At 58.0% G+C, this 23,711-nt stretch carries 21 protein-coding genes, 1 tRNA gene and 1 other RNA gene; 6 read left to right on the top strand and 17 right to left on the bottom strand.

Going from position 1 to position 23,711, the window contains the following annotated elements; genetic code table 11:
- Positions 1-51 precede the first annotated feature (51 nt).
- Positions 52-906 (top strand): dTDP-4-dehydrorhamnose reductase, encoded by an 855-nt coding sequence (gene rfbD, locus LOC68_RS10235; RefSeq protein ID WP_230218248.1) that lies wholly within the window; start codon positions 52-54, stop codon positions 904-906.
- On the opposite strand, the gene rfbC is transcribed toward rfbD, so the two are convergent.
- From rfbC to rfbB, 3 genes are read right to left on the bottom strand one after another with little or no spacing between them, the layout of a single operon-like run.
- Positions 903-1,451, bottom strand: coding sequence for a dTDP-4-dehydrorhamnose 3,5-epimerase (gene rfbC / locus LOC68_RS10230; RefSeq protein WP_230218246.1), 549 nt, complete (start codon positions 1,449-1,451; stop codon positions 903-905). The genes rfbD and rfbC overlap by 4 nt on opposite strands.
- A complete protein-coding gene (gene rfbA, locus LOC68_RS10225) occupies positions 1,448-2,377 on the bottom strand; it encodes a glucose-1-phosphate thymidylyltransferase RfbA (RefSeq protein ID WP_230218244.1) in 930 nt (309 codons plus the stop codon). The genes rfbC and rfbA overlap by 4 nt, the downstream gene beginning before the upstream one ends.
- 20 nt (positions 2,378-2,397) lie before the next feature.
- Positions 2,398-3,468: a dTDP-glucose 4,6-dehydratase gene (gene rfbB, locus LOC68_RS10220; protein ID WP_230218242.1), complete on the bottom strand. Its 1,071-nt coding sequence runs from the start codon at positions 3,466-3,468 to the stop codon at positions 2,398-2,400.
- Positions 3,469-3,696: 228 nt separating this feature from the next.
- On the opposite strand from rfbB, the gene LOC68_RS10215 reads away from it, so the two are divergent.
- Complete coding sequence (locus tag LOC68_RS10215) at positions 3,697-4,794, top strand: glycosyltransferase family 2 protein (RefSeq protein ID WP_230218240.1); 1,098 nt, start codon at positions 3,697-3,699, stop codon at positions 4,792-4,794.
- Positions 4,795-4,821: 27 nt separating this feature from the next.
- On the opposite strand, the gene rpoN is transcribed toward LOC68_RS10215, so the two are convergent.
- The 7 genes from rpoN to LOC68_RS10180 form a co-directional block, all read right to left on the bottom strand.
- On the bottom strand, positions 4,822-6,318 hold the full coding sequence (gene rpoN, locus LOC68_RS10210) for an RNA polymerase factor sigma-54 (protein WP_230218238.1): 1,497 nt from the start codon (positions 6,316-6,318) through the stop codon (positions 4,822-4,824).
- A gap of 43 nt (positions 6,319-6,361) precedes the next feature.
- A complete protein-coding gene (gene recR / locus LOC68_RS10205) occupies positions 6,362-6,961 on the bottom strand; it encodes a recombination mediator RecR (RefSeq protein ID WP_230218236.1) in 600 nt (199 codons plus the stop codon).
- Between the two features lie 31 nt (positions 6,962-6,992).
- Positions 6,993-7,355, bottom strand: coding sequence for a YbaB/EbfC family nucleoid-associated protein (locus LOC68_RS10200; protein WP_230218234.1), 363 nt, complete (start codon positions 7,353-7,355; stop codon positions 6,993-6,995).
- Positions 7,356-7,403: 48 nt separating this feature from the next.
- Positions 7,404-9,233, bottom strand: a complete 1,830-nt coding sequence (gene dnaX / locus LOC68_RS10195) for a DNA polymerase III subunit gamma/tau (RefSeq protein ID WP_230218232.1) — start codon at positions 9,231-9,233, stop codon at positions 7,404-7,406.
- Between the two features lie 134 nt (positions 9,234-9,367).
- Positions 9,368-9,462, bottom strand: an RNA gene (gene ffs, locus LOC68_RS10190) — signal recognition particle sRNA small type.
- A gap of 147 nt (positions 9,463-9,609) precedes the next feature.
- Positions 9,610-9,972, bottom strand: a complete 363-nt coding sequence (locus LOC68_RS10185; RefSeq protein WP_230218230.1) for a SpoIIAA family protein — start codon at positions 9,970-9,972, stop codon at positions 9,610-9,612.
- A 69-nt stretch (positions 9,973-10,041) separates the two neighbouring features.
- Positions 10,042-10,377: a DUF5335 family protein gene (locus LOC68_RS10180; RefSeq protein WP_230218228.1), complete on the bottom strand. Its 336-nt coding sequence runs from the start codon at positions 10,375-10,377 to the stop codon at positions 10,042-10,044.
- A gap of 802 nt (positions 10,378-11,179) precedes the next feature.
- Between LOC68_RS10180 and LOC68_RS10175 the strand changes: the two genes are divergently transcribed.
- Both LOC68_RS10175 and LOC68_RS10170 read left to right on the top strand, forming a co-directional pair.
- Positions 11,180-12,826 carry an arylsulfatase gene (locus LOC68_RS10175; RefSeq protein ID WP_230218227.1) on the top strand — a complete coding sequence of 549 codons (1,647 nt, stop codon included), beginning with the start codon at positions 11,180-11,182 and terminating at the stop codon, positions 12,824-12,826.
- 216 nt (positions 12,827-13,042) lie between these two features.
- Positions 13,043-14,059, top strand: coding sequence for an HAD family hydrolase (locus tag LOC68_RS10170; protein WP_230218225.1), 1,017 nt, complete (start codon positions 13,043-13,045; stop codon positions 14,057-14,059).
- On the opposite strand, the gene LOC68_RS10165 is transcribed toward LOC68_RS10170, so the two are convergent.
- The 7 genes from LOC68_RS10165 to LOC68_RS10135 all read right to left on the bottom strand — a co-directional run bounded on the left by LOC68_RS10165 (position 14,043) and on the right by LOC68_RS10135 (position 20,988).
- Entirely contained in the window at positions 14,043-15,065 is a 1,023-nt protein-coding gene (locus tag LOC68_RS10165) for an MBL fold metallo-hydrolase (RefSeq protein WP_230218223.1), read from the bottom strand. The genes LOC68_RS10170 and LOC68_RS10165 overlap by 17 nt on opposite strands.
- A 237-nt stretch (positions 15,066-15,302) precedes the next feature.
- The gene (gene fliG / locus LOC68_RS10160; protein WP_230218221.1) at positions 15,303-16,331 is read right to left on the bottom strand and encodes a flagellar motor switch protein FliG; all 1,029 of its coding nucleotides are present in this window, start codon (positions 16,329-16,331) and stop codon (positions 15,303-15,305) included.
- Positions 16,332-16,428: 97 nt separating this feature from the next.
- Entirely contained in the window at positions 16,429-16,908 is a 480-nt protein-coding gene (locus tag LOC68_RS10155) for a chemotaxis protein CheX (RefSeq protein WP_230218219.1), read from the bottom strand.
- Between the two features lie 210 nt (positions 16,909-17,118).
- Positions 17,119-17,610, bottom strand: a complete 492-nt coding sequence (locus LOC68_RS10150; RefSeq protein WP_230218217.1) for a 6-pyruvoyl trahydropterin synthase family protein — start codon at positions 17,608-17,610, stop codon at positions 17,119-17,121.
- 24 nt (positions 17,611-17,634) lie between these two features.
- The gene (locus LOC68_RS10145) at positions 17,635-18,516 is read right to left on the bottom strand and encodes a triphosphoribosyl-dephospho-CoA synthase (protein WP_230218216.1); all 882 of its coding nucleotides are present in this window, start codon (positions 18,514-18,516) and stop codon (positions 17,635-17,637) included.
- Positions 18,513-19,394 (bottom strand): alpha/beta fold hydrolase, encoded by an 882-nt coding sequence (locus tag LOC68_RS10140; protein WP_230218215.1) that lies wholly within the window; start codon positions 19,392-19,394, stop codon positions 18,513-18,515. Before LOC68_RS10140 ends, LOC68_RS10145 begins: the two co-directional genes overlap by 4 nt.
- A 67-nt stretch (positions 19,395-19,461) precedes the next feature.
- On the bottom strand, positions 19,462-20,988 hold the full coding sequence (locus tag LOC68_RS10135; protein WP_230218214.1) for a hypothetical protein: 1,527 nt from the start codon (positions 20,986-20,988) through the stop codon (positions 19,462-19,464).
- Positions 20,989-21,134: 146 nt separating this feature from the next.
- Between LOC68_RS10135 and LOC68_RS10130 the strand changes: the two genes are divergently transcribed.
- Positions 21,135-21,208: transfer RNA gene (locus LOC68_RS10130), tRNA-Met, on the top strand.
- A 1,068-nt stretch (positions 21,209-22,276) separates the two neighbouring features.
- A complete protein-coding gene (locus LOC68_RS10125) occupies positions 22,277-23,650 on the top strand; it encodes a hypothetical protein (protein ID WP_230218213.1) in 1,374 nt (457 codons plus the stop codon).
- Positions 23,651-23,711: the final 61 nt, after the last annotated feature.

The following is a 23,711-nucleotide window of genomic DNA, read 5'->3' as shown; positions in this document are numbered from 1 at the left end:
ATCCCCTTTACCGCATCCCTTTTTGCGCCGGGAATTGCTACAGTACCGACCATGAATTCGACCATCGCAATTACCGGCGCGGCTGGCCAACTCGGCGGCGAACTAGCGAAGCAACTCGGAGGCGCTGCCGCGTCCCTGACGCGAAGCCAATTCGATCTCTCCGACGATGACTCGATCCGACGGGTCTTGGCCGAGCTGCGTCCCTCCGTGCTCATCAATTGCGCCGCATACACCGCTGTTGATATGGCGGAAACGGACGCCGACGCTTGCTTTCGCGCGAACGCCAAAGCGGTAGCGACCATGGCCGAACTTTGTCACGACTTGAACATCCGGTTCGTCCAGATCAGCACCGACTACGTCTTTGACGCCTATGCTGGAATCCCAACTCCGCTGAGCGAAGAAACGCCCACGTCGCCGCAAGGGATTTACGCCCAGTCGAAATTACAAGGCGAACTGGCGGCAGCGACCGCGCCCAATCACCTGATTGTTCGAACCTGCGGCCTGTATGGCGGCGGGCCGACAAAAAGGAACTTCGTCGAAACGATGATACGGCTCTCCGAATCGAAACCGGAGCTACGCGTCGTAAACGACCAGCGCTGCACGCCAAGCTACTGCCGCGATGTTGCGACCGCAGTCCTGCGCCTGATCAGACAGGACGCGACCGGGCTCTATCACGTCACGAATAGCGAGAGCGTAACGTGGTATGACATGGCCCAAGAAGTCTTTTCGCTCACCAGGCGATCGACGCATGTCCATCCGATCACAACGACCGAATATGGAGCGCCGGCGCCTCGGCCCGCCTACAGCGTTTTGAGCTTAAACAAGTACGCCCAAGCGACAGGCCAGGAAATGCCGACCTGGCGCGACGCATTGCAGCGTTATCTCGCCGATCGGCGGTTCGCCTAAACGGCAATCCGCTCGAAATAGGGTGCGTCCGCAAAGGACGTCGCCGCAGCGTCCTTGGGCGAAAGAATCGGAACTTCCACTGGCCAATCGATCGCCAATTCAGGGTCATTCCACTGAATTGTGCGTTCTCCTTGCGGATTGTAGAAATCGGAACATTTGTAAAGTACTTCCGCCGATTCGCTTACGACGCAAAAGCCGTGAGCGAAACCGATGGGCAGATAGAGCTGCTTGCGGTTTTCCCCGCTGAGATTCATACCGACCCACTGGCCGAAGGTCGGAGAGCCTTGGCGGATGTCCACCGCGACGTCGAAGATCTCTCCATGCAGTACCGTCACAAGCTTGGCTTGAGGGTTTTCAATCTGGTAGTGAAGTCCCCGCAAGACGCCACGTTTCGAGCGCGAGCAGTTGTCTTGCACGAAATCGACCGACGTCACTTCGCGGTAGCGATCAGCCTGGAAGGTCTCGAAGAACTCCCCTCGTTCGTCCCGAAAAACCCGCGGCTCAATGAGTTGAACGTCGGGAATCGTCGTAGCGACTACATTCACGATACCCATTCTCCTTTGGTGTGCTGCACCTTGCGTCCGCCGATCATCGGCTCTAGTAAATGAAGCAGGTAATCGGCGTACTCGCCTTTCAGACGACTCGCCAACTCTCGCAATTGGTCAGCCGAAATGAAACCCTTGTTGTATGCGACTTCCTCAACGCACGCGATCTTCAGACCTTGACGGTTTTCGACCGTCTGCACGAAGTTCGAAGCTTCCATCAGCGACGCGTGCGTGCCGGTATCAAGCCAAGCGAAGCCGCGTGAAAAACATTCAACGTGCAATTGCCCGCGGCGCAAATATTCAAGGTTGACGTCCGTAATCTCCAACTCGCCGCGAGCCGACGGCTTAAGATTCGCCGCGATTTCGACGATGTCGTTGTCGTAAAAGTAGAGCCCGGGCACGGCGTAGTTCGACTTCGGCTGCAGGGGCTTTTCTTCCAGCGACACGACCCGCCCCTCTTCGTCAAACTCGACGACGCCATATCGCTGGGGATCGCGGACGGGATATCCAAATACCGTGGCGCCTTCCAGCCGATTCGCCGCACGCGCTAGAATCTGCTGAAATCCTTGGCCGTAGAACAAGTTGTCCCCCAAGACCATGGCGACGCAATCATCACCAATGAACTCCCGACCGATTACGAACGCTTGCGCCAAACCTTCCGGCTTCGGCTGCACGGCATATTCGATCCGCAAACCCCAGTCCGAACCATCTTGAAGCAACCGCTGAAACCCGCCGATATCCTCTGGAGTGCTGATCACCAAGATCTCGCGAATACCGGCCAGCATCAAGGTAGTCAGCGGATAGAAAATCATCGGCTTGTCGTACACCGGCAGCAATTGCTTGCTGACGGCGCGCGTCAAAGGGTAAAGTCGCGTTCCGGAACCGCCCGCGAGAATAATTCCCTTTTGGTACAAACTGGATGACATCGCCGAACCTTCGAATGAAACTATTTCTGCAACTCGCGCAGACCGAGTCGTTCGCGTCGATAACCGCCGGTGGCGATTCGGTCGAGCCAGGCCTGGTTATCCAAGTACCACTGAATCGTCTTTTCCAGACCAGTCTCAAACGTTTCCTGCGGGCTCCAGCCCAACTCCACATTCATCTTAGAGGCGTCAATTGCATATCGTCGATCGTGCCCAGGACGATCTTTGACAAACGTAATCAACTCTTCACACGGACGGTGAGGGAGATCAGGACGCAGACGATCCATCGCGTCGCAAATCACTTTTACGATCTGTAAATTGGTTCGCTCGCAATTGCCGCCGATGTTATAAACCTCACCGGTTCTCCCAGCCTCCAGCACGCGACGAATCGCTCGGCAGTGGTCTTCCACAAAAAGCCAATCGCGGACGTTTTGCCCGTCCCCGTAAATCGGCAGCGGTTTTCCTTCCAGCGCGTTGAGAATCATCACTGGAATCAACTTTTCGGGAAACTGACGCGGGCCGTAATTGTTCGAGCAATTGGTCGTCAGCGTCGGCAGGCCATACGTATGGAAATAGGCCCGCACAAAATGGTCGGAGGACGCTTTCGACGCCGAATAGGGAGAATTGGGATAGTACGGGGTCGTCTCGGTAAACTTTCCGGTCTTGCCGAGCGAGCCATAGACCTCGTCGGTCGAAACGTGCAAGAAGCGAAATGCGGCGCCCTCCTCTTTCGGGAGATCGCTCCAGTAATTGCGTGCCGCCTCCAAGAGCGTAAACGTACCGACGACATTGGTCGCAACGAACTCGGCCGGCCCATCGATCGAGCGATCAACATGGGATTCGGCGGCCAGATTCAAAATGGCGCCGGGTCGATACTCGCCCAGCAAGCGCGCAACCAACTCACCATCGCAAATGTCGCCTTCGACGAAAACATGCCGCGAATCGGCTTCGAGCTCCGCAAGCGAATCGAGATTGCCGGCGTAGGTCAGCTTATCAAGATTAACGACCGTCAGACCATCCAGCTGCACCAATTGCCGCACCAGGCAACTGCCGATAAAACCTGCTCCGCCGGTAACGAGAACGGTCTTGCTCATGCTTCGGTTGCGCGACGCCGTCAGGCGTTTCCAAGGTCGAGTGAAGCGAGACGCCGGGAAGATTTCGCGAAGTTCTTCCCGACAACGGCCGCTCTCTGAAAGGGATCGAGTATACTCAGCCGTTCGGCCGATCGCCGGGCGCCGATTCGGGATGCCGCGCGAAAAGCGTCAGATTTCACTCCGACTTAACTCTTTGATAACAATTCAATCTTAATCGATCATTTCGGCATGTCTGAGAAATTCGTAAACGACTCAGCGATACCGATTTCGGTGATTGTGCCGCATTATAATGGCGCCCCTTTTGTTCTTGAAACGCTTCAGTCGATCCTGAATCAGTCGTCCCCCGCTACAGAAATAGTGCTCGTCGACGATCACTCCTCGGACGATTCCCTGGCGCAAGTCCGCAGATGGAATGACGAAAACGGCTCGCCGGTTCGGATTCTCTCGACCGAGCACAACAGCGGAGGCCCCTCTCGTCCGACGAATCTGGGAATCAAAGCGGCAAACAGTCCCTGGATCGCCGTCCTGGACCAGGACGATCTGTTTCTCACCGATCGTTTGCAGAAAGCGTTGACGGCAATCTCCCTGTATCCCCAGGCCGATTGCATCGTCTCACGAGGAAACGTGCTGCATTCTCCGGAGAAGCCGGCCACGATCGGCCAAGGTCGTTTCCTACGAGACCGCCGTTGGCGACGCAATCCGATCGCCGCAGGAACGTACCGTTTGAACAGCGACGAAGCGATCGCAACATGCGTGCGACATGGAATGTTCGCTGCGGGTTACCCTGGGCTTGTCTTTCGACGAGACGCTTGGGAGGCGATCGGCGGCGTGCGCGAAGATTTCATCGTCGCCTCCGACTTCCATTTTCTGCTGGCGTTGGCTGCACGCTCCGGCCTCGTGGTGATCGACGAGCCGCTCTACAAACGCCGCGTCCATGGACAAAACCTCTCCAATCGGAGCACGCTTGGTTTCGCTGAGGTGCTGCAGGCCATTGCCGAACGACTACGCGAGCGTCCGGAACTGCTGGCCGACGCCGACTTCCAATCGGCCTTGGCATGGCGAATCATTGAATCCGGTTGGAACGTCGCTGCGTTTGGGCGCATGGACGTTGGCATGGGTTTGATCCGCCAGACGGCAAAGCTTGCTGGTTGGACTCCCAGACGGGCCGCACAATTAGCGGCGACCCCGCTCATGCCGGTCTATCGCCGACTCTTCATGTCGCGTACCGATCCCACGCCGGAAGTGATTGGCCTCGTCGAGCGTTATGCTGGCGAGTTGTTAGAGATGATGGCGAGTGCGGATTCGACGGCCGAGCCGCGCGAGTAAAGCGAGCGCGGCTAACCGATCGAACTCTTACCCCTTCTTCGACCAATCGCGCCGCTGACGCGAGCTGGGGATTCCCATCTTCTTGCGATACTTGGTGACGGTACGGCGAGCGACGTTCAACCCTTCGTTTTTGAGGAGCGTCACGAGTTCGTCGTCGCTGTGGGGCTTCGCCTTGTCTTCGCTGTCGATGATCTCTTGCAGCTTCAGACGGATCGCATCCCAGGTCACTTCGTCCCCGGCTTCGTTCGTCGTACCGCCGGCGAAGAATCGCTTGAGCGGGAAAATGCCGCGAGGAGTTTGAATCCACTTGTCGTCGACGGCGCGACTGACGGTCGTCACGTGGACTCCCACCTTGTCGGCGATCTGCTGCATCTTCAGCGGCTCGATGTACTCGGGCCCCTTTTCGATGAAATCGTGCTGGTGGTCAACGATCGCCTGGGCGACGCGGGCCAGCGTGTTTTTGCGCTGATTGATCGAATCGATCAGCCACTGAGCGGCGTTAATCTTCCGCTTGATAAACTCTTTCTCTTCGGCCGTTGCCGTCGGATCCATCAAACGTTTGCGATAGTAATTGCTGATCCGCAGTTGCGGCACGTCGCCATCTTCGGTCCGCACTCCATATTCGCCGTCATCACTGATTTCGAGCGTCAGGTCCGGCACGACGTTCGGAATGAAGTCGTCTTTGTAGGCGGCGCCCGGCTTCGGATTCAGCTTTCGCAGTTCCGACCACGCGTCCTGGATCAGGTCGATCGAATAGCCGGTCTTCTTCTGAATCAGCGGCAGGCGATTTTCGCACAAATCTTCGAGGTGATTGCTGATCAACGTCCGCAATTCGTCGAAATAAGGTTGCGACGGATCGAGTTGCAGCAGCAAGCATTCGCGGAGATCGCGAGCGCCGACGCCGGCCGGTTCGAGCGCTTGCACAATCGCCAGCGCTTCGCGGGCATGCGCCAGCACTTCTTCGGTAGAGTCAGGAGGGAGCAGATCTTCGAGCGAAGTCGTCAGATAGCCGTTGGAATCGAGCGACGAGATGATTCGCATCGCCAATTCGAGCAGTTCCGGCTCAATGTTCAGTTCGCCAAGCTGCGTATCAAGATGATCCTGCAGCGTTTCCACTCGCGATGCGACGTTCGCCAACGCGTCATGCTTGCGATTGGCGTCGTCTTCCATCTGGTTGAGCGAACGTTGCGGGCGATCCTCAAACGTATCGGGATATTCGTTGTCGAGATCGAGCAGACGTTCAAAGTCGTCGGCGTTGTCTTTGTTTTCGTCGACGACGAATTCTTTTTCGGTATCGGCGATCGAATCGTTGTCGGACTTATCTAACGAATCGTCCATCCCATCCGGGATGCCGTCCGGCTCGACCTCTTGAATTTCGAGCAACGGATTTTCGTTCATCTCCTGTTCGATCTTCTCTTGCAGCGCCATGACGGGCAGCTGCAGGATCTCCATCGACTGGATCATCCTGGGCGCCAGAACTTGCTTCTGGACCAGCTTCTGTTCGAGACCAAGCGAAAGTCGCATAGGAATTTCTAGGTTTCAAGAGTAGCGGGATGAACAACGTGAATTATAGCTTTTGACGTCCGGAAAGCGCGTCGGCCAAAATCTCTTTGTTCGTAAACTCCAGGATGCTGCCGGTCGTGATCCCGCGCGCAAGTCGCGTTAACGTTACGGGCAGCTCGGACAAAAGGTTCGAGATATGCAGCGCCGTCCCATCCCCTTCAGTGGTGGGATTGGTCGCCATGATGATCTCGCGAAAGGAACCGGCTCGTACCCGATCGACCAGCGCGTCGATCGTCAGTTGATCAGGACCGATTCCTTCCAAGGGAGCGATGCGTCCCAGCAAGACGTGATACAAGCCGGGATACATGCCCGATTGTTCAATCGCCATCAAGTCGCGCGGCTGTTCGACGATGCAGAGCAGCGTCTTGTCGCGACGCGGGTCCTGACAGATCGAACAAAGTTCGGATTCCGCCAGGTTAAAACATTGAGAGCAATAGCGAACGTTTTGTTTAACGGTGCGGATCGCATCGGCAAGCGCCATCGCTTCCGACTCGTGCACGCGCAGAATGTGATACGCGAGCCGCTCGGCGCTTTTGCGTCCGATACCCGGAAGCTTGGCGAATTCGTCCACCAAGCGCGTTACTGAATCTGTCGTTTGAACCATCAGGGGCGTCCGTTCACCTAGGCGAGTATTCCTACTTGCTTCCCCCGGTCACTTTGGACAGGGCTTCGTCCAAACCGGGGACGTTCATGCTGCCGGTCAGTTCCTTCATCATTTCGGCGTGCAATTGCTTCGCCTTCATACTGGCCTGGTTCACAGCGGCGGGGACCAAGTCTTCGATGATTTCTCTCTCGCCGCGGGCGACGAGATCAGGATCGATTCGCAGCGAGAGCATTTCGCCGGTTCCGGTCATTTCGACCTCGACCATGCCGCCGCCGGCCGTGCCGGTGACGCGCTTCGCTCGTAGCTCTTCCTGCAAACCTTGCACCTTGGCGCCCATTTCCTGGGCGCTACGTAGCATATTGGCGATGTTGCCGAGATTGCCGAGATTGAACACCGCTTTTCTCCTTGATTGAGGAAAGTGCTGCAGCGTTCAGCCAGGCGGCTAAGAACCTCCCGACTCGGGCGCTCGGACGCTGGTGACTTCCGCTCCGAACATCTCAATCGCCTGCTGAACCAATTGGTTCTGCTGCACTTTTCGAATCATCTGACCCGTTGAGGGGCCACTTTTCTTCGGCGGTTCTGGCGAGGCCGCTGCAGGAACATCGTCCAGCAGGCGAAACTCTAACGAAACCGAATCGCCGACCATTTCGGTCAGCATTCCTTCCAGCCGGGCTTTCGCCGCCGGCCGTCGCAAGAACTCGACCTGCGTATTATACGCTGCAGAAAATGAGACGACTAGTCGGTTTGGCCCAGAAGTTGCTACCGATTTGTAAGGGCGAGCATACTCCCCTACTAGATCCGACATATCTGACAGAATTCGGTCCCAGATATTTTTCGCAGACGAATCAGTTAACGCGATCCCACCCTTAGGTTTCTGGGCCTCTGGCGGCGATTCTGGCTCTTCTTCGCCTGCTGGCGGTAGGACTTCTGGTGCGCTTGGGCGGCTCGGAGCAATCACCGTCGCCTGATTGATCGACGACTCAGCTGGTCGTTCGGCGACCACTGTGGCCGCTTGAGGAATCGCCTGGGGGGCGATTTGCGGCGCCGCCACGGTCCCCGCGACCACCTGAATTGCCGGCCGAGCCGGCAGCGGCTTTCCCGAGCGGATGGTCTCCACCAGGTCGGCGACACTCTGGAGGTCCTCAAGTTGGCAGACCCGGACCAGGGCCATTTCGGCCAGAATTCGGGCATGGGCCGAACGCTGCATCCGGACGAGAGCATCGTCCAGAATCTGCACCGCCGCCATGACATTTGCCAGGCCATAGTTCTTGGCGACCGCGGCGATATTCTCGGCGTCGGCGGGCAAAACGGTCTGCAGCAGCGACGCGTCGGCGCCAACGACCAGCGTCATCATGTCTCGGAAAAAGCCGAGCAACTGCTCGATCAGCTGCCCCGGGTCGATGCCGCGGGTTAGTGCGTGATCAAACTGTCCCAGCACTGCCGCCGCGTCGCGAGCCGCCAGCCCGCTCATGATCACGGCAATTTGCTCACTGCCCGCGGCGCCCAACATCTGATTGACGTCGGCGACCGTGATTTCCTTCCCGCCGAACGCCAACAGCTGTTCCAGCAGCGACTGGCTGTCGCGCATCGAACCATTCGCTTTGCGAGCTAACAGCCGGAGCGCTTCCTGCTCCGCTTTTACCCCTTCGTTTTCGACGATGTAGGCCAACCGGCCGACGATTTCGTCCATCCGAATGCCGCCGAAGTCGAACCTCTGGCAGCGCGAAAGGACGGTGATCGGGATCTTTTCGGGGTCGGTCGTGCAGAAGATGAACTTCACATGCTCCGGCGGCTCCTCCAAGGTCTTCAACAGGGCGTTGAAAGCCTCTTTGGTGAACATGTGGACTTCGTCGATGATGTAAATCTTGAAGCGGGCGCGGCTCGGGCGGATGTTGACGTTCGACCGCAACTGCCGAATTTCTTCGATACCGCGGTTGCTGGCGCCGTCGATTTCGAGCACGTCGACATCTTCGCCAACCGTCACGCTGCGGCAGATGTCGCACTCGTTGCAAGGAGTCGCCGTCGGCCCTTTCTGGCAGTTCAGCGCTTTGGCCAAAATACGGGCCGAAGAGGTCTTTCCGACCCCGCGGGCTCCGGTGAACAGGTAAGCGTGTCCGACGCGTCCGCGCTCGATGGCGTTTTTCAGCGCTTGAGCGACCTGATGCTGACCGACCAGTTCCTCAAACGACTGGGGGCGATATCGGCGAGCGACGACCACATATTGGTCATGGGCGCCTGAAGGCTCGGCGTTTTCGATTCCTTCGTCCGTCATCGTCTCGCGGCCGGTTTAGAGGAGGGAGAGTCGCTTAGCGGCTCCGCCTGGCGATCCGGCAAACCACATGCGACAGAATTGCATGCATGGTACCATCTGACCGCCGGTCCTGCCCACTAAGGAGCATTCCACTGTCGAGGAGTGACCCCCGCACCAGAGTACCCCGGTTATGGCTGCTTCAGTTAAGACCTGACCAGGTTCCCGGTTCCCCTCTGCGAGGGTCGCTCTTCGACAGTGAAGTGGAACGTGCCATTTTAAAGGCCCCGCTCCCCCGAGTCAAAGGGGGAGCCAGAATGCAGGGCAAGCCGTGCCTGCCGGAACCGTTCCGACCGCAATTCCATGGGCAAGTGCGGCCAGCCCTAATCCTTCCTACGGGCTACTCTTCCGCCAACCAGGCTTTCGCTTCGTCCAGCTTCGTATGATCAAAGTACTTGACCTTTGCGCCGGTAAACGGCTTGCAGAAGCTCGCCATTCCTTCTTCCCACTTTGACTCACCGACGATCGCCAGCCGTTCGATGTCGTTCCAGTGTTTGTAGTCGAACTTCATGTCTTCCCACGCGGCGCTCATCGTCCAGCCGTGGAAATCATGCATCTCGAACAAGATCCGCAGCTTGCCATGCTCCGCAATCTGCTTCTCGATCACCGGCACGAACACCTCATACGACTCTTTGGTCAGCTTGCCGGTCGCTTTGACGTGCACCAGCTTGCCGACTTCGACGATGTCCAAAGTACTTTCCATGTTGAGTCTCCCGTGTCGTAAAGAATGGCGTTGAATCGTTGGCCTGTTCGGTTGGTTGCGATCGCGAACCTACTTCAGCGATAGAATCGTTCTCACTCCCTGCTGGTCGATGATTTCGAGCGCTTCGATTTCGCCGTCGTCTTCTTGCGCCCGCATCACTTCGACCGGGGCGTCGACCGTGTGCGAATACTCGACTTCCCCCTCACCGGTAGTCAGCATGAGCCGATTCCCCTTCTCCGGCGAATCGTAATCCAAGGCGAGGAGTTTCCCTTGCCGCGCTTGCCCTTCGGCGCCTTCCTCGACGGAAAAGACTTCTAGGGTCACTTCACGTCCTTGGTTGCCGTTGGAAAATGCGACGAAAAATTCGCTCCATTCGGTCTGCGGAATTTGGGTGTTGATGGACATGATCGCATCTCTCCTTTCGCAACAGATTCAAGATTTGGAATGGATAGAGCGGCGATGGCGTTTGGAAGTCATTCGCGATGGCTCGCAACTTGCCAAAACGGTCTCAACATGGCCGGCGGCAGCTTTGATGGGGATCAAAACCGGCGGGGGATCGCTTGCAATCAAGTCGGCGTTTCCGCGCTGACTCGTCATGCGTCGCTACTTGAATTGTCCCCCTTTCGCGGACCGGGTGTCAATGGCTTCGCACAACTCCACATTGCAATCGGCGACTGCAATGCATTCGCCGCCGAATCTGCGCAAATCGCTTTCACCAGGCGTTAAACGAGCGAAAGCTCGTGAACGCTGGTTGAATCGAGTATTGGCCTCTTGTTGAACTTCGCGAACCGTGCAAACGCCGCGCGTTGAAGTAAAAACTCGCGAAACTTCATCCGATTTTCTCAACGGAATGACCCGCTCCGTTTGCATCCCTACGATTAGCGGGGTATACCACATGTAACGCCTGAGCCGCTACCTTCGGCGGCGGCTACGTCATCCTTGGGCATGGTTATGACGGGGCGACTTTCTAACTGGATTCTTGGCCAGCGATGGCCCAAAGTCGTGAGCAGCAACACCGCAAGCGGAGCAATTCCCAGAGCGAGAAGCGCGAGTCGCCTCTTCTTCCCTCGCGGTCTCTTCACTTGCCCTTTCCAACCAGTCCGCAGCCGATTGCCGCAAAACGCCCCTGCCCCAGATTAGCGTGCGCCACGGTTGCGACCCCGAATTTGGCACATTTGTTTTTCACCGAGGATTGGGAGCATTTGTCATGAAGTCACCCCAAGTATTACGTCTCGCTACGTTTGTATTCGCAGGAGCGCTGCTACTTAGCCTTTGCGCGGCAGCCGTAGCGAAGAAGCCCAACATTCTGTTCATCGTTTCTGATGACACGGGCTACGGAGATCTTGGTCCGTACGGCGGCGGCGAAGGACGCGGTATGCCGACGCCGAACATCGATCAAATGGCGGCGCAAGGGATGACCTTCTTCTCGTTCTACGCCCAGCCGAGCTGCACGCCGGGTCGCGCCGCGATGCAAACCGGTCGCATCCCGAATCGCAGCGGTATGACCACCGTCGCTTTCCAGGGACAAGGAGGCGGCTTGCCAGCCGCGGAGTGGACCTTGGGCTCGGTGCTGAAAGCGGCCGGCTACAAGACCTACTTCACCGGCAAGTGGCACCTGGGCGAATCGGACTACGCGCTGCCGAACGCCCAAGGGTATGACGTGATGGAGCATTGCTTCCTCTATCACTGCAACGCGTATACCTACGGCGATCCGACCTGGTTTCCCGATATGCCCGCGGAATTGCGCGACATGTTCGCCAAGGTGACCAAAGGTTCGCTTTCGGGCAATGCGGGCCAACCTCCCAAAGAAGACTGGAAGGTCAATGGCCAGTACGTCGACACACCGGATAAAGGAGTGGTCGGCATTCCCTTCCTCGACAAGTACGTGGAAGAGTCCGGCCTGAAGTTTCTGGAAGACGCGGCGAAGCACCCGGAAACTCCCTTCTTCATTAACATCAACTTCATGAAGGTCCACCAGCCGAACCTTCCCGCCCCCGAGTACGTGCACAAATCGCTTTCGAAGTCGAAGTACGCCGACTCGCTCGTTGAACTCGACGCTCGCATCGGCCACGTCATGGACAAGCTCAAAGAGCTGAATCTCGACCAAGACACGCTCGTCTTCTACACCACCGATAATGGCGCCTGGCAAGACGTCTATCCCGACGCCGGCTACACGCCGTTCCGCGGCACCAAGGGTACCGTTCGCGAAGGGGGCAGCCGCGTTCCGGCGATCGCCATTTGGCCCGGCAAGATCAAACCTGGCGTCCGCAATCACGACATCGTCGGCGGTCTCGACCTGATGGCGACGTTCGCCGCCGTCGCTGATGTGAAACTGCCGGAGAAAGACCGCGAAGGTCAACCGATGATTTTCGACAGTTACGATATGACGCCGCTTTTGACCGGAACCGGCAAGTGCGCACGCAAGTCGTGGTTCTACTTCACCGAGAATGAACTTACCCCTGGCGCCGCCCGAGCCGGCAACTACAAAGCGGTCTTCAATCTCCGCGGCGACGACGGCCAGTCGACCGGCGGTTTGGCGGTCGATTCCAACCTCGGTTGGAAAGGCGCCCAGAAGTACGTCGCTACCGTTCCGCAAGTCTTTGACCTCTGGCAAGATCCGCAAGAGCGCTACGACATATTCATGAACAACTACACCGAACGTACTTGGACGTTGGTGACGTTCAATGATGAGGTCGCGAAGCTGATGAAGACCTACGTCCAGTATCCGCCCCGCAAGATGCAAAGCGAGGTCTATACCGGTCCCATCACCATCTCGGAATACCAGAACATCCAGTTCGTGCGCGAGAAACTGCAGAAACAGGGAATCTCGCTACCGCTGCCGACCGGAAACTAGCGATAGCTCACTCCCTGCCTTAAGCAAAGGGAAAGTCGTCCTTTGAGTTCGGTCGCAATCAACCGCGGCCGAACTCTTCATTTGCCAGGAACGCGTCGAAATTCGTTCGAATTCCATGCGTTACGCCGCTACGATAAATGGACGCGGATACGGGCGCCGCGGTCAGTCAAATAGCTGGGAATTGGCTCTCCATTCGCCTCAATGAGGAAACAACCGATGATCAATCGAACTAACGGTCGCTGGGCGGTTTCGGCCCTCGCCACGCTCCTGCTCCTTCCTGCGTTGTTAGTCGCGCAAGACGTCTTGCCGTCGTGGAACAACACCGCCGCGAAGAAGGCGATCGTCGATTTCGTCGCGAAAGTGACCGACGAGAACTCGCCCGACTTCGTCCCGGTCGCCGATCGGATCGCGACATTCGACAACGACGGCACTCTTTGGACCGAACACCCGATGTACACGCAGATGGCGTTCGCGATCGACCGCGTGAAGGCGTTAGCGCCGACGCACCCCGAGTGGAAAGACCAGCAGCCATTCAAGGCGGTCCTTGATAACGATCTGCAAGCGTTGTCCTTTACCGGGCAAAAGGGTCTGGTCGATCTGGTCCTGGCGTCGCACACCGACATCACGACGACCGACTTTGAAGCGGTCGTCAAAGAGTGGTTCGCCACTCATCGCCATCCCCGCTTCCAGCAGCCTTACACGCAGTGCACCTTCAAGCCGATGGTCGAGTTGCTCGAATACCTCCGCGCCAACGGCTTCAAGACCTTTATCGTCTCCGGCGGCGGCATTGAATTCATGCGTCCGATCACGCTCGGCTGCTATGGCATTCCCTCCGACCAGGTCGTCGGCTCCACCACCAAAACGAAGTTCGAAATGAAAGAGGGCGGGCCGGTCCTGATGCGTCTGCCGGAGATCGACTTCATCGATGACCACGACGGCAAGCCGGTCGGTATCAACCGCTTCATCGGCAAGCGCCCGATCGCGTCATTCGGCAATTCCGGCGGCGATCGCGAGATGCTCGAATGGACCAGCGCCGGCGAAGGGCTCAGCCTGAAGATGCTCGTCTTCCACGATGACGCCAAACGGGAATACGCCTATGGCCCCGCCAACGGCATGCCCGACACCAAGTTTGGCAATTTCCCGCAAGATCTGATGGAAGAAGCGGAGAAGAAGGGCTGGGTCGTGATCAGCATGAAGGACGACTGGAAGCAGATCTTCACCTTTGAGAAATAGCTTCCATCCAGGCCGCCGGGAACGTCGCCTTGGGGAAATGCTGCTGGACCTCGCTTAATTGAGCCAGCAGCTCAGGCGGCGTGTAGCGATCGGAGACGTGAAACACGATTAGCTCTTCCGGCTGTACCTTGGCCGCCAGGCGCCCGACTTCGGACGAAGTCATGTGGTAGTTCTTGCGGGCCAGTTCCAGTTCCGCATCGGCGTAGTTGTTTTCGCAGACCATCACGCGACATCCCGCCAGCATCTTGAGCAAACGATCTTCCGTCTCTTCACTATCGAGCCAGAAGTCGGTCAGATAGGCGATACTCTCGCCGCTATGGGTGACCAGCAACTTGCTGCGCAGTTCGCCGAGCGACTTCGGTCCGATGGTTGTATCGATAATTTCGGCGTCCGGTCTCGCTTCGTCCTTGACCGCTTTGAGCCAAGCCCCCGGCTTTAAACCAAGCTCCTTCAGAACGCTGAGATCCACATTCTGCCGCGGAAGCTCTCGGACCACATATCCCATGCTGACCGTTCCATGCGGCAGCGGCATCGCGGCGACTTCAAAGGTCTCGGTTCGATAGATGACTCCGTCGAAGTCCTCGGAACCAATCAGGCGTTCAATCCGAAAACCTTCGCAGGTCTTGTAGCCGGTCGTAATCAGACGTTCGCCGTCAAGACAAGTGACGCGAAACTCGCCCGGGATCTCCGACACCAGGTTCCACGTTACTCCTTGTAATCGATGATGCACGATCTCGCGGGTATCGCTTGGTCCAAAGATGCGAACCGGCGCATCGGTCCGCCCCCAGTTCATCCGGAAAAAGGTATCGAAGCCAGCGATATGGTCGAAGTGAAAGTGGGAGAAGAAGAGTCCCTCGATCAACTGGAGGTCGGCGATCGAGATCGTCGAAAAGACCCCATCGCCGCAATCGAACAGCAACCGATGCAGCCCATGCCCCGAATTGACCGTCACCATCAGCGCGTTGTCGCGACCGGGCGGGCCTAAGACTTCGTAACGAATCGACATGGGGGATCTCTTCAGGGATGTCGAGCTAGGTCTCTACCTATTCTATGCGCGGCGAGACCAAACTCCCATGCTTTCGACCCTGTCGACCGATCGTAGCCCGAGGCGCAAGCCGAGGGAATGTGGTTGGAATAGCGAAACAAGATTCGACGGTCATTCAAGCCGCAATGCGGATAGCTTCTCTTCGCGATAGGCCATCCGCTTTCCCTCGGCTTGCGCCTCGGGCTACGATTCGCCTGGCTATTGAACGAGTTGCTCTTCCTCGTCTCCCGCCGAGAGGGAGATTTCGCCAGCATCTTCCAGGCGGCGGACGATGTCGACGATCTGCTGCTGTACCCCTTCGACTTCCGAAACCTTGACGGCGCCGAGGAAGTCCATTTCTTCGAGCAGCATGTCCGCCGCACGTTTCGACATGTTGCCGACGACTTTGTCGCGCAGCTCCTGGCTGGCCCCTTTGAGCGCCATCGCCCACTGCGAGCTTTCGACGTTCTTGAGGACCGCTTGCATGTCTTTGTCGCTGAGCTTCTGAATGTCGTCGAAGACGAACATCAAGCGGCGGATCTCTTCGACCAGGTCCGGGTCTTCCTGGGCCAGGTGTTCCAGCAGCGCTCGTTCGGTAGCGCGATCGGTCACGTTCAGGATCTCGGCGACGGTCGGCACGCCCCCGGCGTTCTCGAACGACTGGCTCATGACGCTCGCCATCCGCGATTCGAGCCCCTTCTCCACTTCCTCGATCACCTCGGGGTTCGTCTGTCCCATGTTGGCGATACGGCGAATGACCGACAGCTGGCGATCGGCCGGCAAGCCGGAGATGATCTCGGCGCCGTACGACGCCGGCAAGTGCGACAGGATCAGGGCGATGGTTTGGGGATGTTCGTCGACGATGAACGTCAGCAAGTTCTGGCTGTCGACCTTCCGCAGGAAGCCGAACGGAATCGATTCGACCGACTGGCGAACGTTATCGAGCGTCTCATTCGCCCCTTTGCCCAGGGCCCGGGTCACCAGGTTCTTGGCCAGACCGATGCCGCCGCCGGCGCCAGCAAGTTGGTTGGGGTTCTGTTCAGCGAAAGAGAGGATCGCCGCTTCTTGGTCGGTTCCGGTAAGTCGATCGAGATGGGCGATCTCGATGCAGACGAGCTCCACTTCCTTCGGAGACATCCGGCCCATCAGTTGGGCGGCGTCATCCTCAGGCAGGCTCATCAAGACGATGGCCGCTTTGCGCAGATTGGGATTGGTCTGGTGAGACCCGTTGTCGCGAACTTTTGGCATGCCCCTTCCCTACGATAAAAGCGCTTACCTCTTTTATCGTCGCGGCGGTTCGTATCGATGAGGAAAACTTTGCCGCCCCGATCGGGATCAATGCTAGCTACGCCGACGCGTGAACCGGGGCGAAGCCGACTTTGATCGACATCGGGCCCCAAGGGCACTCGAACGGGATCGCAATCGCGTGCACTTCCGACGGGAAGCGAATGTCCGGGGGGGAGCCGACGACGACGTTCGGCAAGCTGATCGACAGCTCGAAATCTTCCAGTTCGGCCTTGGCGGCGCCAGCGACCATGTTGGCGATTTCGCCGACTGCGTCGATGACGTCTTCGTTCAGGTCGGTCACTTCGGCCGGGTCCATCATCAACATCGTGGCGGCCGCTTGCAGAGCGACGCTCTTCGAGAGGTTGACAACGACGACCCCTTGGGCTCGACCGGAAAGCCCGATCACGCCGCAAACGTCGTAGTTGCCTTTGAAGTCCGAAGCCAGAATGAGGGAGCCTCGCGTGATCTCGCAGCCGAGCATCGTGTCGAAGGTTTTGGTCATCGACCGAATGAACGGGTTAATGTATTCGACCTGCATGTTTCGGGTGTCCTGCCGAATTGCGTGAAAGTCTCGATGCTACGAGATGGGAATGTATCTATGCGGCGCTCCTTAGCGTCAAGCAAACCTAGGTCCGGCTTAATGGTCGTCAAGAAAGATTCAGATGTATTTCGCGCATGGTCGTAATACCCGCAGACAATCTCCGCGAGAGGGACGAGGCCCAGACAGCCGCGGCCCGTGGCGCAATCGTTATTCTCCGCGCAACTCGCAGACGCCCCACTGACCGTAATTTTCGTCAATGGCGATCCGGATGTGTTGCGGGCGAGCGCCGGTTCGCTCTTCCAGAAGATCCAATAAACGGCGTCCGACGTATCGCGCCAGCAGTTCCGTCGTCGTATTCGGCACCGGCAGCAAAACGCATTCGCACTCTGGAAAGATCCAACGCCGATCTTCAAACGTCGCGGTCACCTCCTTGCCGTCGGCGACGACCCGAATCTGCGGGTGCTCGGTCGGCAGCAGCATCCGGTGATCAAGCTCGCCGACGATTTGGGCCAGCGCATCTCGCGCGGCGATAAAGTCGACGACGTAGTGGTTTTCGTCCAGCGGACCGAAGATCTCCGCTTCGACCCGATAGTTATGGCCATGGACGCGCTCGCAGGTTCCGCCGCCGAACGTAATGAAATGTCCGGCGCTGAAAACCAGATTGTCTTTCGCGATGCGTACCCAATACGTTTCGGACATAACGATTATTCCGCCTGGACTTGTCTACAAAGCTCGCAGCGGCAAGGTCAACTTCCGCTGACGCAGCGCGACGAAGATCGCCGCACCAATGATGTCGGCCGAGGTTCCCGGGTTGCGACGATGGCCGTCGGCCCGCAGCCAAAAGTCGAGATTCCGCAGCTCCTGAAAGTATTCTTCGTCGATCGGCTCTCCTGCGTCCAGCACGCGGCTGGCCATCAGCGAGCTCTTCTGCGCGATCTCTTCGCCACATTTCCGCCCGATCAGGCTGTCGGGAAACGCCGCCATTTGCCGCACATGCGCGTGGACAATTCGGTCCGACAGCGGCAACTTCGCCGTCGCCGGATCGGTCAAAAACCGGACCGCCGCGAAGACCTGCTCGCAACCATTGACGTACTGCCGAGCGACCAGGTCGCGTCCTTCGGCCAACTTCATCGCCGCCAGCAAATCGGCCGGCGGAGCGTCCTGCACATCCATCTCGTCGACATGCCCCAAGCCGCCTGGCTGCGCGATGGCGATCGCCTGGTAAACGTCGGCGGCGTCATCCTGGTTCAAATCGGCCAGACGCGCGGCGACCCCCGCCTGATTCAGCTCTCTGACTGGCACGGTCGCCAGCGGAGCGAGCAGCATCACCAAGCCGAGATTCGTGTTCGAGTCGACAAACCGCCGCGTCGCTCGGATCGCAGTCAAAATGGTTCGCCCAATCCGGCTGCGGCCGGCCGCTTCAAACGCGGGTCCGATCGCCACGGCGCTCGCGGCGAAATCGTTCAGGCCGAGATCATGAAAGTCGGCGCCCCGATGCACATTCCCCGGCTTCGGCGCGTTGACTTCCAACAGGCAGGCCAAAGTCGCCATCTGCCCGATCGTCATCTCCGACCAACGCTGATCCGACAGGCCATCGTCGCTCATGTTGCAGTTCGCTGTAAAAAGGATTCGACCAGCGGAATGATTCGCTCGTACGCGTCTTCCACTACGTAGTGGCCGCAGTCGTCAAATTGGTGCGACTCCGCTTCGGGCCAGTAGGTCTGGAACTGTTTCATGCACTGGAGCGTGAAGCACCAATCCTTCGCTCCCCAGATCATCTGAATCGGCTTGTGACCTAGCTCCGGCAGTTGACGCTCGATCTGCTTCAGCGTTTCGTAAGTTGGATGTCGCGACGAAAGCGGGATGTCCTGCACAAAGCGTGCGATCGCCACTCGATTCGTCCAGCTGTCATACGGCGCGAGCAGTCCCGCCGCGACCTCCGGCGTCATTCGCTCCGGCTTTTCGGTCGCCATCGTGATTGCCGGACGTGCGAACAGATTCAGTCCTCGCATCGCCGCATTGCCCAGCACCGGAAACCGGAGCGCCGCAATTCGCCACGGCACGTACGGCGGCGGAAAGGCGCCGGTGTTGAACAGGATCAGCCGCTCGAACCGCTCCGGCTGGCGAACCGCCGCTCCCAAGCCGATTGCGCCTCCCCAGTCATGCACCGCCAGCGTGATGTTGTGCAGGTCGAGCCGTTCGAGGAACCGCGTCAGGTTCTCGATATGCTGCTCGAGCGTGTACTCGTAGTTCTGCGGTTTGTCGCTCAGCCCGCAGCCGATGTGATCGACTGCTAACGTCCGATGCGTCCCGCGAAACGCCGTGATCAAGTTCCGCCAATAGAACGACCAGGTCGGGTTCCCATGTACGAAGAGCATGGGCTTACCCGCTCCTTCGTCAACGTAGTGATAACGTTGACCGTCGAGGTCGAGCGTATGGGAGGCGAAAGGGTACAACTTCCGCCAATCGGCCGGCGCGAGCATACAGGCAATCAGCTAAATCGTGGTGAAAACCCCCAGTATACAGGAGAATCGCCGCCGCATGTCGCCGCTAGGGGGCATTCGCCTTTTGGTAGATATCCCGCCAAAAGTTCCTCGCCTGGCGATGCATTTCCAGCACTTCGTCCCGCTGCTCGCTATCGGTCAGGTCGATCGCTCCGGCCCGTTCAAACACCCAGTCGTAGAAGAACTTGGCCGACGCTTTGCTGATCCGCGGCTGATCCCCAATCTGGACGTAGTACGGCCCGGTCAGGCCAAAGCGGTAGGTCTCCGGCAGTTCTTCCACCGCGCGGATGCAAAACCACCCACTCTCCTCAAAGTGGAGCTTCGGCATGTGTCCCTGATTCTTCGCGTAGTCGACCAGCGACACTTCCTCTTCGACCTTGCCGTTTTTGATCACTTCGAGATACGAGATCGTGCCGCGGGTACCAAGGTTCAGCGCGATATCAATTTCGAGCGTCTGCCCGGCCGGCGCGGTGAAGACGTCTCCCGGCATCTTGTCTTCGACCACCGGACGAATCAGCGGTCCATTGCTCACCACCACGCGACCCGCGGCCAGCTCTCGCCACCACGCGTCGTACGAAAACTCTCCATCTAAATGGACGTAAACGCGGTTGTAGCCGGGCGGGTTGTTGCTCGTGCCCGATCCGCTGGCGGCCGACGGAGGAATCCGCAGTCCGCAGTTGAGCAGATGGAAATAGATCTGCTGCGCCCAGCGAGCGTTCCCTTGCACGCCAGGAAAGAGGAGCCGATCTGGCGGACGCGAACCAGGCGGTATCTTCCTCGATCCCCCCTTCATTTCGAGCTCCGGCCCGGCGATCACCACCGAATCGACGACGTCATGCGCGATCCACAGCGGCAAGTCCCACGCCGCGGCGTCGACAGCGCGATGGACCTTCTCTTGGCCGTTCAATTCCTTCAGGTAACTGAGGGTTGCAGGATATTCCGGTTTTGCCGATTGCACCGCCAGCGGCGAGTTGGCGTTGATGATCAGCATTCGCCCCCCTGCCCGCTCGTCGCGACCACCCAACTTCCACCAGGCATGGTTGCCGGCGAAGGTCGCCAGCGGATCTTCGATCGGCTGGCCGGCATAGGCGTTTTGCTTGTTGTCCCACGTGTGATTAACCGCGACGTGCAGATCTTCGGACAGCATCAGCGTTTCCAGGTCCCGCTCTTCTCGCGCGACGTACAAATCGCCGGACCACCAGCCATCTTTCGCCATGTCGACGTAGCGGTGCATCTCCAGCGTATTGCTATCTTCGTCCCCGCTTTTCAGCTCGAAATAGCCGCTCCGATTCTTGTATTCCGGCCCGGTTTCGACCACGAACGTGTACCGGCCGGGGGCTAGTTCCAAATGGAGCTCGCCGATAAACGCAAAGTGATCGTCCAGGTTCGGGACGCCGGGGATTCGCTGGCGATTGCCGCGGGGATTGGTCAGGTGCATCCGAGCGGCCAGAGGCGCCTTGGTCGCGGCGTCGATCACCTTCAAATGCAAAATCCCCTTCGCCCCCAGCGCCAAGGAAGCGGTCAGCAAGACCGCGGCGAAGGTCGCAAATGCCGTAAGTCGAGTTCGGATCACTGATTTCCGCACGTTCAAACCAACTGTTAGGGGAACAATCCCGGTCGATACCGAACAATCCTACCCCAAAAAATGGCGAGAACCTTCTCGCGGCCTTCACCCTCCTTGACCTATATAAAGGTGACGCTTAGATTTAACCATCTTCTGGCGGCGTAGCTCAGTCGGTTAGAGCAGCGGAATCATAATCCGCGTGTCGGGGGTTCGAATCCCTCCGCCGCTACTTAAGCTGTTTATCAGCAAACACTTACATCAAAACGAGCAGTCTTTTAGACGGCTCGTTTTTTCATGCGCATTCTACCTATACCGCGTGCCACGGCTCTGTGAGCCGTCTCTTTGCCAACCACTCAGTCGAGCCAGACCACGGACCGACTGGCACTGGTGCCATGCTCTTGCGGCGTCTTCGCCGGATGAGCATGTCTTCGATCCCAGGACTGGACCGCCCGCACACTTTTTTTCAAACCGGTTGGCCCGTCCAGTCTCCCGAAGACTGGGCGAGTCACGCAGCGACAAGACGCCGCGCCCTCCGCTCGGCCTCACCAACCAAACTCCACCCCATCACTGGACTGGACCGCGAACGCATTTTTTTTACGTCGCCTTACCCATCCGCCCCGCACGGCAATCTGGGAAACCTGCCGGTCCCATTTGGCTCACTGGACTGGACCGCCGGCGCACATTTTTTCTTGAGCCCCAACGGGGCGCTACTAAAGCAGCCCAGGGTGGAATCGCCGCAGGTGATGTAGCCCTAGGTTACACGACCCCAAAAATTGGTGACGTTGGACTGGACGTTCATGAATTTTAGTTCGCCCCGTTGGGGCTTTCGATTGATCCGCGTCAGCCTACCTAGGGCTGCGTCGCCATGGGCGACTTACCCTAGGCTACATTAGCGCCGCCCCGATGGGGCTGAAGACGCTGACACTGGACTGGACCGCGAACGCATTTATTTTTGCGTCACCTTGCCCATCCGCCCCGCACGGCAATCTGGGAAACCCGCCGGTCACATTTTGATCACTGGACTGGACCGCTCGCGCGTTTTTTTCCACGCCCGGACTGGAGCGTTTCGATTCATCTTCCACCTACCAACTTCCAATCTCGCGATAGAGCAATCCGCAAAACCACCCTGCAATCGACCACGATTGCGTGCGCTTTGTCAAGCGACATTTATGAGGCGGGAGCAGGCAGAAATGTTTAGAATTCGCTTGGCAAATTCTCGTTTCTCCTCCTGCTGCCGAGATCGCACATGCCCCGCTTCTTCCCCCTGCGAATGAGACCATTCCTGTTCGCGTCATGCATGTTGCTGACGTTATGCATCTCCGCAACTTCCGCCCGCGCCCAGGTGCTGTCGGGTTACCGACCGCGCTACCCCGGCGTTGATCCCTACGGCAGCAGGTTTACCTATCTCGTCAATGAGGGAACGCTATTGCTGGGAACCATTACCCAGATTGAAAAGACCGGCAAGGAAGACATCGACAAATGGCATCACCCAGATTACATCGAGTTGCGGCTGACGCTGGCCATCGATCGCGTCATCTTTGGAAAACCGTTCCATGAACAGACGTTGAAAATCGAATCGCTCTGGTATGTGCGTGATTCTTGGTTGGCCGTGTCGGAAAACAAGGTTCCGCCGCAAGTTGGCGACAAAGTTCTGTACTCCTACTTTCCACCAGACAAATACTATCCCCGAGAAATCTTCTTTGCGCCGGCGTCCGAGTCGGAACTCAAGCGACTAGACCGGATCGCCGAAATCTTGACGACGCGAAATGACGAACAAGCGGCCCAGCGGATTTTGGTGGGTTGTTTGGATCCTGATCCGTTTTTTGCACGTTGGTGCCTGTCGGTCAGTGACGCCCAGGATACCGTCACCGATCGGAATTTTCTCACCGCCTATGGTCGGGTGCGCGCCCCGATTACCAGCGAGCAAAAGATCGACGCCTGTTGGCAGCTTCTAAAAGACCCGAAGTGCCATAGCCTGGTTTACGAGTTTGTGAATTACCGCTTGGCTGCCAGATCGCTCACGAACCAGGAGCAACTTGCACGGTTCGACTGCCATTTGCGTCGCCTGGAAGCTTTATCCGAAATGGATTCGGTATCGCCGGACGAGCGTTACTACGGCGAACGGGAAATCAGCTTCCTGGTTCGAACCGGCTACAAATCGGCGCCCCTTTCGTCCCGCTTGGAGGCCTTACAAACGCTCAAGAGAATGGCGGAAGATGAAGAGTGCATTTTCCGACTCGCCGCCATCCGGGACGCTTGTTTCCTGCATGAGGCTGGACAACCTGCTTTAAGCAAAGCGTTGTTTCAGTTCTATCGCGATTGTCGCCCGGCGCAAATGAACCTCGACCGACACACCAATTATCTCTATCTAGGCGGCTTGCTGAATCTGATGCAAGACGAAAGCAAAGCGACGAAGTCCGTTCACCACGAAGGGCTTCAGCAAGTGGAGGCAATGATCTCGCAGAGCGCCATGCCGGTCGCCTGTTCGGCGGTTTCGAGGCTTTGCGACTACGCGAGATTCTGCGAAAAGGAAAAGATCGCGTGGCCCGATTTGCCTCACTATTTTGAGGCCTTGATCGCCATCACCCCAGACGAGAACGTCCGGAACAGCCTCCGAAATGCGGCGAAACAATTCGGAGCGGCGCCGCGGCAAGAAGTTCCCACATTTTGACTAGTACCCAACGGACCACGAATCGCTACACTGCAGATTCCTCCGCAACTTCTCTTCCACC

This window comes from Blastopirellula sediminis, assembly GCF_020966755.1.
Lineage (GTDB): Bacteria > Planctomycetota > Planctomycetia > Pirellulales > Pirellulaceae > Blastopirellula > Blastopirellula sediminis.
The sequence above is the reverse complement of the archived record's forward strand: the minus strand, read 5'-3'. Positions and strand labels throughout refer to the sequence as shown.